Genomic DNA, 12,206 nt, shown 5'->3' on the forward strand with positions numbered 1-12,206 from the left:
CGCTGGCGCAGTCCTTCTGCGAACAGGGAAGCGAATTTCATGCACCATTCGCGGAGGGTCTCATGGCTGACTTGAATGCCGCGCTGGTGCAGCAATTCTTGAACATCTCTGTAGCTGAGCGGGAAGCGGTGGTACAGCCACACAGCGTGCTGGATGATGATCATTGGGAAGCGGTGTCGGTAGGGCTTGGCGTCGGTCACGGATGGTCAGCCTACCCCAGTCCGGTTAAGGCAACACAACCCTTGGGGTTATTACCTGGGCGTTGGCGTGGTTGGCAATATGCAGGCGGACGATCAGCCAAGCCCTGGGGATTTACAGACGGCCCGGCTGTACGGGCAGCGCCTGGCGGGCGCAACCCTGCGCTGGCAAAGGGACATGTGATCCACAGGGCAGCACCCCACGGCAACGTTGGGGATGGGCCGTACCTGTACAGGGTGGGGAGCTGCCACCAGAGTCTGGGTGTGGACATGGAAAATTCTATCGGCAGCGCGACCAGGAGGCAGTACCGTCCGCCCACTGGCCAGCGCCCGGTCAGGGTACGGCGAGGGTAAGAACTGCAATCTGCTCCTGCGTTCCAGTTCACAATTTCCCAGAAGTAGAAATGCAGGCACTCTTAGATGCAGCTTTCCCAACGAACTCTTTTCGCCGAACGGGTCTTCCCATCCCGCATCACCAGGCGCTGTGGGATGGGAAGACCGCCAGAATGGATTGAAGGGCGCTGTTAACTTTTAGGGCGGCTTGACGCTGATTTGAAGTCTCGCCTGGCCGCTGTGCTTTCTCGGCGTTTCGCGGTGCCAGCGCTGGCCTGTGACGGCTCAAGGATTGGTTCAGATGCTGGTTGATGTGTACACCTTATGCCCGCGTCCGTTCAGCCTGCGCTTCGGCCAGATACGCGTGAACTGCCGAGATGACCACCGAACCCTCACCCACCGCCGACGCCACGCGCTTGACCGAACCCGCCCGGATGTCGCCCACCGCGTACACGCCAGGCAGCGAGGTGGCAAACGGCACGCCGCCGTCTCCATTGACGATAAACCCCTTGTCATCAAGAGCCACCTGGCCGCGCAGCCAGTCGGTGTTGGGCGCGGCCCCGATCATGATGAACAGGGCGCGGGTGTCCAGACGGGTTTCGGTTTTGCCGCGCACGTCGCGCACCGTCACCGCCTCCAGGGCCGCGTCGCCGTGCAGAGCGACGATCTCGCTGTAAGGATGCAGGGTGATGGCTGGGTGGCGCTCGATGCGCTCCGACAGGTAGTTCGACATGGTGGCCGCCAGCCCCGCGCCGCGCACCAGCAGGTGGGTGTGGCGCGCAGTGCGCGACAGGTACATGGCCGCCTGGCCCGCCGAGTTGCCGCCGCCGACAATCACGGCGTCGGTCTCCCGGCACCGCCGCGCCTCCAGTTCGGTGGCGGCGTAGTAAACGCCCGCACCCTCAAAATCTGGCAGGCGCTCCAGGGGCAACCGCCGGTACTGCACGCCGTTGGCGAGAATGACCGTGCGGGCGGCGGTCATCCGGCCATCGTCGAGGGTCACGTCGAACGCGCCGTCAGCGCGGCGCTCCAGACGGGTGGCGCGGCGGGGGGCGGTGAACTTCGCGCCGAACTTGATCGCCTGAATCTGGCCCTGGAACGCGAGTTCTGCGCCGGAGACGCCAGTGGAAAAGCCCAGGTAATTCTCGATCCACGACGACGTGCCTGCCTGACCGCCGATGGCGGTGTCCTCCACCACCAGGGTACTCAGGCCCTCGCTGGCGGCGTAGACGGCGGCGGCCAGTCCAGCGGGACCCGCGCCCACCACCAGCACGTCGAAAAAGGTATCCCCCCCCAGCGGCAGGTCCAGCCCCAGCGCCTGGGCGAGTTGCTGTGGTGTGGGGTTGACCAGAGCTGCCGAGCGGCCCGTGATCGCCAGCGTGCCGGTCTCCGGCAAGGAGAGTGATCCTGCGGCGGCGGTTGCCGCTTCTTGGTCTGCTAAGTCGATGAAGCGGTGCGGCAGCCGGTTGCGGGTGGCGAAGGAGCGCAGCGTCAGGGCATGTGGGTCATCCTCTGGGCCGATCAAGGTGAGTCCCCCCTCGCCCCACTCGATGAGCAGACGGCGGCGGGCCACCAGCGCCGAGACGATGAGGCTGCCCAGTTCCGGCTCGGTGGCCACCAGTTCGCGCACGGCGGCCTGCGACACCACCACCACCTGTGAACGCTCTGCGGCGACGCCAGCCTGAAATGTCCCCTGGCCCATCAGCAGGCCCAACTCGCCCGAGAAATTCGGGGCCTGAATGCGCACCACCACGCGGTCATCCCCCCGGTCCACGATGTCCAGCGCGCCGGACTTCAGGTAGATCAGGTCATAATTCGGCTGGCCGACGTCAAAGAACACCTCTCCCTCGGCCACGTTTCGCGCCTGTCCATAGGCGCACAGGGCGGCCACCTGCGCGCCGGTGAGGACCGGCCACGCGGCGCGTTCTAGTTCGTTTCTGACGTTCGCCGAGCGGATCTTTGACTGATTGATCATCTTTTGAACCTCCTGGGGTGCAGTGTCCCGTGCGGACGGTGTGATCTAGAGCAGATGTCGTAAAAAGGCCATTTTTATAACCAAGCGAAGCGAGTGACTTTTACCGAGCAGGACGAGGAATGGAGTCGCCGGAAGTCTGTTTTTCCGGTGACTCCATTCGGAGAACTGCTCTAGATGGGCTGGAACCTCCGTCCTCAAAGGACAAGCCGGTGAACAGGTCTCAGCACGGTCAACTGGTCTGCGCGCGGGGAAAGCGGCGCGTCGTCACGGCCAGCGCCAGCGCCAGCAGCGCGACGCCAGCGGCCACCAGCGGCAGCGGTTCGCTGCCCGCGCGGGCCATCACCTGGCCGCCCAGCAGCGAACCGGCAAAAATCCCCAGGTACAGGGCGCTGGCATTCAGCGCCAGCGCCGCCCCTTGAAGGGCGGGGTTGGCCTATGCCAGTTGCACCTGCTGCGGTGTTTGAAAGCCCAGCCCCACCGCCCCCCAGACGGCGATGAGCAGGAGAGTGGGGATCAGCAAGCCACCCACGCCCCACAGCCCCAGCAGACACAGGCCCAAAATCCCCAGACACAGCAGGGCGGTGCGGGCCGCGCCGAGGCGGTCCGTGGCCTGTCCAGCCCCCAGGTTGCCCGTGACACTCGCCACGCCGAAGACCAGCAGCGTGGCCGTGACTGCGCCGCTGCCCATCGCCAGCGTCTGGCCCAGATACGGCGCGATAAAAGTGAATAGCGTGTACTGGGCGGCCAGTTGCAGCGCGGTCACCAGCAGCAGCAGGGCGATCAGCGGCGTGCGCAACGCCTGCATGAAGACCCGCAGATGGGGCGGCGGCAGGCGCAGGGCCGGGTCAAGGGTGCGCCACGCTGTGCCCAGGCCGAGTACGGCCAGCACCGTGACCAGCAGGAAAGGAGCGCGCCAGCCCACGGATGACCCCAGCAGGGTGCCCAGCGGAACCCCGAGGGCGGTGGCAACCGTGAAGCCGCCGAACACCAGCCCAACCGCCCGCCCGCGCGTCCGGGGGCCGCTCAGGGCCACTGCCAGAGTGGACGCGGTGGGCGTGAACAGCGCGGCCCCCGCGCGGCGATCAGGCGTGAACCCAGCAGCACGCCGTAATTCGGGGCCAGCGCCCCCAGCAGGCTGCCCAGGGCCAGCAGGATCAGGCCGGACATGATCAGGGTACGGCGGGGCCACGCGCCGCTCAGCATCACCAGCAGCGGCGAGGCCAACGCATAGCCCAGCGCGTAGAGCGTGATGAGCAGCCCTACCTGAGCCGGTGAAACGCCAAACGCGGCCTCCAGCGCGGGCAGGATGCCAGCGATCACCAGGGCGTTCACACCGATGGCGAAATTCCCGAGGGCCAGCGCCAACAGCGCGCGGGGCAGGGGGGCGGAAACAGTTGTGGTGTTCATGGTCAGACTCCTGGGACGCTAGGCCATGGCGTCAGCTTTAACCCCCTCAGCGGCCCAGGGCCTCAATGACGAGCCGCGCGGCGGCGGCCCCGCTGTACTGCTGCTGCCCGGTGATGAGGTTGCCGTCACGGTAAGCGAAGGCGGCGAAGCGCGGGCCAACGATGAAGTTGGTGTTTGGCAGCTTCCTGGCCTCATCCTCGATCCAGAACGGCTGGATGCGCTGCCCCACGAAGTCGTCGGCGAACTGTTCCTCACTGTTGGCAAAGCCCGTCCAGGTCTTGTCGTCCACGATCAGGTTGCCGTCGCTTTTCCTGGCCTTGAGCAGCACGCAGGTCCCGTGGCAGATGGCGGCGGCAATCTTGCCCGCCTCGTAAAACTGCGCGAACAGGGCGTGTAGCGGCTGGTTGTCGATGAAGGTGTACATCGGTGATTGCCCGCCAGCGAGGAAGATCGCGTCGTAGTCGTCCACAGTTGCGCCCTCAAGGCTGGCGGTGTCCTGCACGAGCTTCAGGTGCGTCTCGCTTTTCTTGAAGCCCAGGCTGATCAGGTCATGGACGCTGTAGCCACTGGCGTCCTCGGGATCGCTATAGCCGTCGAATTGCAGCGCGCCGCCGTCAGGTGAGCGCAGATCCACCTGGTAACCCGCCTCGGTGAACTCGAACCAGGCGTGGGTGACCTCTGCCCACCACGCGCCGATGGGCCAGCCGGTCTGCTGGCTGGTGCTGCCGTTGGCGGCGACGAGAAGAAGGCGCTTGGGGTGTGTGGGATTCACGGTGTTGGTGTTTGCGCTCATGGTTTGTCCTCCGGTAAACAGCCTAGGTTCCCGACTTGAATTGTTGAAGTCGGAACAGACTGCTGCCATAGGTACAGATTTGTACCTAACAATGATTTTGGTGACTAAGGTGCAAAATGGGTATATGCGATCTGACTTCCCGCCGTACCGTCCCGAGATGCAGGCCAATGTCTTTCGCCGCCGCTGCCCGTCCAATGCAGTGCTGGACATGATTGCCGACAAATGGAGCGCGCCGATCATCAGCCGTCTCAAGAACGGCAAATTGCGTCACGGTGAACTGCTGGGCAGCATCGAGGGCCTGAGCCAGCGCATGTTGACGCAGACCCTGCGGGATTTGGAGAGCAATGGTCTGGTGACCCGCACGGTGTATCCCGTTGTACCGCTCCACGTGGACTACGAATTGACCGATCTGGGCCGCAGTCTCTATGACAAAGCACTCAAGCCGTTGACACACTGGGCGATGGAACATATGGGGGACGTGGCCCAGGCACGGGCCGAATTCGAGCGTAGGGCCGGATAATTGATGCTCTCCCGATTGGATGCGGTGCAGATTTAGCGTGACAGCCTGGGCACTGACCAGCCGGAAGCCTCAATGCAGTGGGGCCTCGCCGGCGCAGGACGCCGCTCTCGGGTCAGCGCGGGGGTTGTTTTATTCTGGCCCTGTACGCCGCATCATCGATTGCAGGCTGGGAGAGTGGGCCAAGGACCGAGCGAGAATGTAGGGCTGCCCGAGCCTTCAGCTTGGTAGCCCCCTCAGAAAGATGATTGGTTCAGCCGTGCTTTGCGCCTGGGTCAGCGCCAGCCGCGCGCCTGCATGTCGTCAATGTCATCGGTGATCATGACGTCCACACCCAGGTTGACACCCCTGGTATTGCCGTCCCTGGGTGAGGTCAGCGTCATCGGTGATCATGACGTCCACACCCAGGTTGACACCCCTGGTATTGCCGTCCCTGGGTGAGGTCAGCTCCCAGTGCCACCCCATCGTGTAAAGCTGGCGCTCTTTGGCGTAATCCACGACACTCTGGTCCCAGTCGTTGACGTTTGCGCTCACGTAGCGGAAACCCAACCCACGGCTGCGGTCAATATCGGCGTTGGTCGGTTTGGTGGTGGCCCCGTACACCCGCGTCAAATTGAGCTTGACCTGATCGTAGGCAGCGGCGTCCCGAACCGTGATCAGCATATTTTCGTTGAGCGAAGTGATGACTTCCGTGGTGCGTTGCCCACGTTTTTTGAGCAGCGCATTCAAGGCTTTGGGCAGATCGACGGTGTAGCCCGTGTCGTCTTTCATCTCAAACATCCAGTGACCGGTGTAGCCCACAGAATTGAGTACATTTTCAAGTCTCTCCGCGCAGCGATCAACCTGTGCGGGGTCGGCTGTTGCGATGTCGATGGTTGGCCCCGTGACCCTGCCGCTGCTGTCGATCACTTTGCAATAGCGGTTATGGTGCATATACAAGATGCCGTAGGAGTTAGCCGAGACAGCGCTGGGATGGCGGTTGAGCTGGAGATCAACCTCAATCCAGCGCACCCCCTGAGCCTTCGCTTTGGTCAGCGCTTGAATGCTGTTCTCCCACTCGTTCTCGTCCCAGCCGTAAGGCCGGGCCGCCCCGTCCCCAGCGTGGGCGGCAATTTGCTTGTTGCTGGGGCGCACGGCCAGGGCGTTGAGGCTGGCCTGATCTAGTGCCGACGAAGCGGCGTCAGGTGTGGGCGCTTGCCCACAGGCGGCGAGCAACAGGGCGGTCACGGGCAAAAAGCGGAGTGCGTCCATCTCATCTCTCCAAGGGGCCAGCCTACGCCCCATGTTGACCAATAGATTCTATGAAGTAGAAATGAGGGTCTATCAGTCAGACAAACACACCGTAAGTGTTGTTCGTCAGTAGAACGTCATCCTCACGGCACGGATATGGCGCAGTGGACGGCGGCCCTCTCGCGTCTCAATTCAGGTCAAGCTGATAGCCGAAGCGGAGGAATGCTTCAGGGCAAGGGTGTTATGCGCGACAAGGCCGCCGTCACCTTCTGCGCGGCTTCTTTGACCGCTACGATGTATCGGCGCTCAGTGTCACTGTCCAGGCGTGCCGTGAATCCTGCAATGTTCAGCGCCCCGCATGCCCAACCGTTCCCACCAATGATTGGCGCGGCCACCGAGAACTCGCCCAGTGCGTAATCGTCGCGCGAAATGCGGACGCCGCCGTGCCGGACGCTCGCCAATTCTGCTTGCAGCGCCGCCGTGTCTACCAGGGTCTGGGGGGTATAGGCGCGGCGCGGCGCACCCAGCATCTGTGCCTGAAGTTCAGGCGGCGAGAAGGCCAGCATGGCGACGCCCATGCCGCCGACATACAGGGGCAAGCGTGAACCGATGCTGTACATGACGCGCAGTGAATAGCGGGAGGCGCGGGCGTCCACGATCATCCGGTCTGTTTCGGCAGGAACGGAAAGCAGCGCGGTCTCTCCGCTGAGTTCAGCCAGTTCGTCCAAAGCGGCGGCGCTTGACTCGATCAGCTCGTGCGGCCAGGCGGCCTGACGGCCCAGAAGGTGCAGTTTGGCCCCTAGCCGATACGCTTTGTCTGGGCCGCGCACCACATAGCCTGCGTCTTCAAAAGTGGCAAGCAGCCGAAAGGTCTGGTTGTGCGTGAAACCAGCTCGCCGCGACAATTCGCTCAGGGTAGCGCGCTCGCACTCGGCCAGGGTTTCGATCAGGTGGAGCGCTGCTGACACGCTCTGGATGGCCGACGGGTTAGGGGGATTGACGGTGTCTGACGTGGAAATGACATTCTCCTTTTAAGGTAAATCTGTCTGGTGAGCATAACTGAATATCTGGCAGATAGAAATATGCCGGGCAGTCGTGACCCAACTCAGACGGGAGGCCCCATGAAACGACCCACCGTAGTCCGCCTGTCTGCCCTCACGATCGGCCTGCTCAGCATGGCCGCCGCCCAGGGAAAAGTCACCACCATCGAATACTGGCACATCAACACCGAATCATTCGGCGGCCCGGCAGTCCGGGACCTGATCAAGACCTTCGAAGCCAAGAACCCCAGCATCAAGGTGCAGGAGCGCTTTCATCAGAACGCCTACACCGGTCTGTTGCAAAACCTCCAGGCGGCGCTGGCTGCCGGAACGCCGCCTGATGTGGCGCAAGTGGGTTACTTGTACACCAACTATGTGGCCGAGAACTTTCCATTCGTGCCCACCACCAAGCTGGCCCAGCAGTTTGACGGAGCGGCGTTCCTGAAGCGCTTTCCGGCCAATGTCCTGGCCCTGGGACAGTCGGGGGACGCACAGGTGGGCATGCCGTACTCACTGTCCAATATCGTGACGTATTTCAACGCTGATCTGTTGCGTCAGGCGGGCCTTGATCCGGCCAAGCCGCCCAAGACCTGGGACGAATGGCGCGCCGCCGCGCAGGCGATCAAGACCAAGACAGGCAAATACGGCATCTATTTGCAATTGCTCGACGACAACTGGGCCACTGAGGCGCTCGTGGCCTCCAACGGCGGCGCATTGCTGAGCTGCAAAGGCGGTACCTATCAGGCGGCATTCGCCAGCTCTCAGGCAGCCAAAGCGCTGCAATTCTGGGCCGATCTGGTTAAGGATGGCCTGGCCCTGAACACCCTTTGGACCCAGGGTGAGCAGGCCTTTCTGGCGGGCGAGAGTGCGACGTTCATTACGACTATCGGCAAGCGCGCCTCACTCCAGAGCAGCGCCAAGTTCGATCTGCGCGGCACCACCTTTCCCTCCTTCGGCACGCAGAAAACCAGTCTGCCTGGGGGCGGCAACATCTTGGTGGTCTTTAGCAAAGACCGCGCTAAGCAGGAAGCTGCCTGGAAATTCACGCAGTTTCTGACCAGTAATGAGGGGTTCACCGCCTGGACCAAAGGCACTGGCTACGTTCCCTTGGTGGACAAGCTTGACCAAGATCCGCGCTACCTGGCCGATTTCGTCAAGAGCAATCCCATCCAGCGGGTCGGTATTCAACAACTGCCCAACACCATGCGCTGGACATCGTTCCCTGGAGCCAACGGGCTGGCGGCTTCACAGGCTCTCTTCAAGGCGGTGCAGCGTAGCCTCGGCGGGCAGGCCAGCGCCCAGGCCGCATTGAGCGCTGCCGCTCAGGAAGTCAACGGTCTGGTCAAGAACGAGAAATGCAAGCCCTGAACCCAGGGGGCCGCCCGAAGGGTGGCGCGGCGCGGCTGGAGGCGACGGCGGCCCTGTACTATGGCCCGGCGCTGCTCTTCCTGGGCCTCTTCGTCTTCTGGCCGCTGGTCAGTACCGCCTGGATCAGCCTCCACGACTGGAATATGGTGGGTGCGAACCGTCCCTGGGTGGGCCTGGACAATTACCGCAGCCTCCTCGGCGATCCAGACTTCGCGGGAACACTGCGCCAGAGTGCCCTGTATATCGGACTGGCACTGCTCGGTAATTTTCTCTTGCCCCTGGGTCTGGCCCTGCTGACCCTTCAAGTAGGGCGGCGTGAGGCCGAGGTGTACCAGTCGCTGCTCTTTCTCCCCACGGTGATCGCGGTGTCGGTAGGCACCCTGATCTGGCTGTGGTTCTACCTGCCTGCTGGTGGACTGTTCGGTGTGGCCCTGGCGCAGTTTGGGCTGCGCGCTCCCAACTGGCTGAGCGACCCGGCCTGGGCCCTGCCGTCGGTGGCGCTGGTGGCGGTCTGGAAGTTTCTGGGCTTCAATTACCTGATCGCTCTGGCCGGTCTGCGGGCCATTCCCGTCAGTGTGCTGGAGGCGGCGCGTATCGATGGTGCGGGCGGCTGGCCGCTGTTGCGCGCCGTGATTTTGCCCCTGTTCGCTCCCAGCGCGCTGTTCTTGCTGGTCTCAGCGCTGCTGGCCGCCCTGGAAAACGTCTTCGTGCCTATCGAGGTGCTGACGGTGGGCGGGCCAGCCGGAGCGACCAACAACCTGATGTACGCGGTCTATCAGGACGCTTTCAAGTTTTTCCGCGCAGGGCGCGCCGCCGCTGAAGCCGTATTGCTCGTTGCCGCCTTCGCCGTCCTGATCGTTTGGCAGTTCCGGCTCCTGGAACGGCGCACCGCCTATGACCGTTAATCCAGTGGCTGTCGACGTCGATCCGGTCAAGGTCGATCTGGGTACGCCTTCATCCGCTGTGGGTATAGCGGGCGGTCACCCCCTGGTCACGCTGCGCTCCAGGCGTCGCCCGCGCCCGTTTCGGTGGACACTCTGGGCCGCCCGCATCCTGTTGCTGATCAGCGCTGGGCTGGTATTGGTGCCTGTGGTGTATCAGTTCGGCCTGAGCGTCAAGCCCAGCGCCGGGCTGTTCAGCGCGCCGCTCAGCCCACTGACCTGGCCGCCCACCGCTGAACATTACGCCCAGGTTTTGGAAGGATTGCCGCTGTGGCGCTACACCCTCAACAGTCTGGTCTTTGCGCTGGGGGTCACGGTGGGGCAGTTGCTGCTGGCCGTGCCAGCGGCTTACGCCCTGAGTCACCTGCGCCCGCGCTGGGGGCCAGCAGTGTTCGGGGCGGTGCTGATCAGCCTGATGGTGCCATTCGTGGTCACGTACCTGCCCAACTACCTGCTGCTGGCACGCTGGGGGCTGCTCAACACCTTGCCCGGCCTGATCCTTCCGATGCTCACAGCAGGCTACGCGATTTTCTTATTGCGCCAGCACTTTCTGAGCTTTCCCAGGGAAATCATCGAGGCGGCCCTAGTTGACGGCGCAACCACGGGCCAGCGGCTGTGGCGGGTTTTGCTGCCCGCCCACCGCGCGCCGGTCGCCGCCCTAGCGGTGTACCTGTTTATCAGCACCTGGAACCAGTTCGTATGGCCGCAACTGGTCGCGGGCCGCTCAGAGAGCCTGACCCTCACGGTGGCCGTCCAGCGCTTTGCCAGTGGCGAGGGGGGCAACGCCTGGGGACCGTTGATGGCTGCCGCGACCCTGGCCACCCTGCCCACCGTGCTGCTGTATTTTTTCATGCGGCGTGCCCTGTTGGACACGTTTAGCGAAGGAGCGGTCAAAGGTTGAAACGTCAAGTCTCTGAATCCAGTCTCCTGAACCCTGGCTCCTTCAAACGTATTCTCTTTATTGGGGACATCACGGGTGAATCGGCCCTGGAGGCCCTCGAACGTCAACTTCCGCTGTGGCGGACGCACTGGCGACCTGATTTCGTCGTGGTGAACGCCGAAAACCTGGCCGTCACCGGCCACGAGGCCTCCAGCGGTTTTGGCATGACACCTGCTGGGCTGGCGCGCCTGTTTGGGTTGGGCGTTGATCTGGTCACAGGCGGCAACCACTCCTGGGACGGCCCGTATGCTGCTGAGGTTCACCGGGACATGCGGGTGGTGCGGCCTCTGAACTATTCGGCCCATGCTCCAGGCCGGGGTGCGGGCATCATCAAACGGGAGGGCTTCCACCTGGGGGTGGTCAATCTGGTCAGCCGGAGCGCGCTCTCCCAGGCTGACGCGCCGCTTGACGCCCTTGAACGACAGCTTCAGATTTGGGGGGATTCGGTAGACGCCGTGGTGGTGGACTTTCACGGTGAATCGGTGGCCGAGAAGCTGAGTCTGGCGTTTGCCGTTGACGGTCAGGTGGCCGCAGTCTTGGGCACGCACACCCATGTGCCGACCCTGGACACGCGGGTGTTGCCGGGCGGCACGGCCTACGTCTCCGATGTCGGCATGACCGGCCCGGGCGGCGGCCTCCAGGGCATCGCACCCGGTCCCTTCGTGGAGTCCCTGCGCTCCCGCCTTCCCGCAACGTTGCCGATGACGCTGGCAACGGGAACCACCGAATTCGGCGCGGTGCTGGTGACCCTGAGTGCATCTGGCCGAACGGCGCTGTCCATCAACCGGCTAGACGCCGCGCACGGTGATGTACGGTTGTGGCAGGGTGCTGGGGCGGTGGCCGAGCGGGAAATGGAGCCAGAGCGCGAATGGGCGAAGGGGGCAGAGCTGAGGGTGCTGGAAGGCAGGAACGACCCCTGCTAAATCTCAGTATTTGCACCTGCATAACGACGGCGAAGCTCTCCCAGCCGGGAGAATCTGGGAATGTCAAAGTCACAGATTCCGGGGGAGCGCGTCCGCATTCTGGCAGATGAGTTCCTGGCCGTACCCACCACGTCGTACCAACAGCGCAGCCTGGGGGCTGCGCTCTTCATGTGATTGTGTTGCCTTAACTTGACCCGTGGCAGCCTGAGGGCAGGGGTGGCCTGAAGTTCAGGCTACCCCTGCCGCGACCATTGACCACGTCTGGAACGCTTGTTTCTGATTGCTTCGTCTGATTGAGGTAGAAACGCTGGTTCGGGCGTGCTGGTGGAGGTTCTCGATTCGGGCGTGCAGCCTCAGAAATTCTTGCGCTCGTTTTTTTCGTTTGAATCCCTGTTGTTGTCGTTCCTGACGCCGTGTAGATCGGTGCGATTGCTCAATGACATTGTTGCAGCGAGCCGTGGAAATCACTTGCTGATGGTCGACCCCATGCAGGCTGGGAAGGTCACGGATGGCAGCTCCGTAGCTCTGCAGTTGATCCGTGT

The 12,206-nt window shown here is 63.2% G+C and carries 12 protein-coding genes and 2 pseudogenes; 6 read left to right on the plus strand and 8 right to left on the minus strand.

What is annotated here, in order from left to right; genetic code table 11:
* The 5 genes and pseudogenes from Q322_RS0118030 to Q322_RS0118045 all read right to left on the minus strand — a co-directional run.
* Window positions 1-200 (minus strand): annotated as a pseudogene (locus Q322_RS0118030) (IS6 family transposase); the annotation flags it as partial.
* 652 nt (window positions 201-852) lie between these two features.
* The gene (locus Q322_RS0118035) at window positions 853-2,505 is read right to left on the minus strand and encodes an FAD-dependent oxidoreductase (RefSeq protein ID WP_034419141.1); all 1,653 of its coding nucleotides are present in this window, start codon (window positions 2,503-2,505) and stop codon (window positions 853-855) included.
* A gap of 433 nt (window positions 2,506-2,938) precedes the next feature.
* Complete coding sequence (locus Q322_RS24910; protein WP_051668729.1) at window positions 2,939-3,538, minus strand: MFS transporter; 600 nt, start codon at window positions 3,536-3,538, stop codon at window positions 2,939-2,941.
* Window positions 3,529-3,912, minus strand: coding sequence for an MFS transporter (locus Q322_RS24915; RefSeq protein ID WP_051668730.1), 384 nt, complete (start codon window positions 3,910-3,912; stop codon window positions 3,529-3,531). Before Q322_RS24915 ends, Q322_RS24910 begins: the two co-directional genes overlap by 10 nt.
* A 46-nt stretch (window positions 3,913-3,958) precedes the next feature.
* Entirely contained in the window at window positions 3,959-4,705 is a 747-nt protein-coding gene (locus Q322_RS0118045) for a type 1 glutamine amidotransferase domain-containing protein (RefSeq protein WP_051668731.1), read from the minus strand.
* 124 nt (window positions 4,706-4,829) lie between these two features.
* Between Q322_RS0118045 and Q322_RS0118050 the strand changes: the two genes are divergently transcribed.
* Window positions 4,830-5,225 carry a winged helix-turn-helix transcriptional regulator gene (locus Q322_RS0118050; protein ID WP_211248932.1) on the plus strand — a complete coding sequence of 132 codons (396 nt, stop codon included), beginning with the start codon at window positions 4,830-4,832 and terminating at the stop codon, window positions 5,223-5,225.
* A 306-nt stretch (window positions 5,226-5,531) separates the two neighbouring features.
* Here Q322_RS0118050 and Q322_RS0118055 read toward each other — a convergent pair whose 3' ends face one another.
* Window positions 5,532-6,473 carry a glycerophosphodiester phosphodiesterase gene (locus Q322_RS0118055; RefSeq protein WP_029479270.1) on the minus strand — a complete coding sequence of 314 codons (942 nt, stop codon included), beginning with the start codon at window positions 6,471-6,473 and terminating at the stop codon, window positions 5,532-5,534.
* 206 nt (window positions 6,474-6,679) lie between these two features.
* Entirely contained in the window at window positions 6,680-7,420 is a 741-nt protein-coding gene (locus Q322_RS0118060; protein WP_029479271.1) for an IclR family transcriptional regulator, read from the minus strand.
* Window positions 7,421-7,573: 153 nt separating this feature from the next.
* Here Q322_RS0118060 and Q322_RS0118065 point away from each other — a divergent pair, with 153 nt between their 5' ends.
* The 5 genes and pseudogenes from Q322_RS0118065 to Q322_RS25010 form a co-directional block, all read left to right on the plus strand.
* A complete protein-coding gene (locus Q322_RS0118065; protein ID WP_029479272.1) occupies window positions 7,574-8,860 on the plus strand; it encodes an ABC transporter substrate-binding protein in 1,287 nt (428 codons plus the stop codon).
* The gene (locus Q322_RS0118070; protein WP_029479273.1) at window positions 8,848-9,765 is read left to right on the plus strand and encodes a carbohydrate ABC transporter permease; all 918 of its coding nucleotides are present in this window, start codon (window positions 8,848-8,850) and stop codon (window positions 9,763-9,765) included. Before Q322_RS0118065 ends, Q322_RS0118070 begins: the two co-directional genes overlap by 13 nt.
* On the plus strand, window positions 9,755-10,702 hold the full coding sequence (locus tag Q322_RS0118075) for a carbohydrate ABC transporter permease (protein ID WP_084148079.1): 948 nt from the start codon (window positions 9,755-9,757) through the stop codon (window positions 10,700-10,702). Before Q322_RS0118070 ends, Q322_RS0118075 begins: the two co-directional genes overlap by 11 nt.
* Window positions 10,699-11,664, plus strand: a complete 966-nt coding sequence (locus Q322_RS0118080; protein WP_051668732.1) for a YmdB family metallophosphoesterase — start codon at window positions 10,699-10,701, stop codon at window positions 11,662-11,664. Before Q322_RS0118075 ends, Q322_RS0118080 begins: the two co-directional genes overlap by 4 nt.
* 60 nt (window positions 11,665-11,724) lie before the next feature.
* Window positions 11,725-11,835 (plus strand): annotated as a pseudogene (locus tag Q322_RS25010) (IS701 family transposase); the annotation flags it as partial.
* Between the two features lie 57 nt (window positions 11,836-11,892).
* On the opposite strand, the gene Q322_RS22740 reads toward Q322_RS25010, so the two are convergent.
* On the minus strand, window positions 11,893-12,206 hold a 314-nt coding region (locus Q322_RS22740; RefSeq protein WP_156953148.1), incomplete at its 5' end, for a DDE-type integrase/transposase/recombinase.

It is taken from the genome of Deinococcus frigens DSM 12807 (assembly GCF_000701425.1).
In the GTDB taxonomy this organism is placed as follows: domain Bacteria; phylum Deinococcota; class Deinococci; order Deinococcales; family Deinococcaceae; genus Deinococcus; species Deinococcus frigens.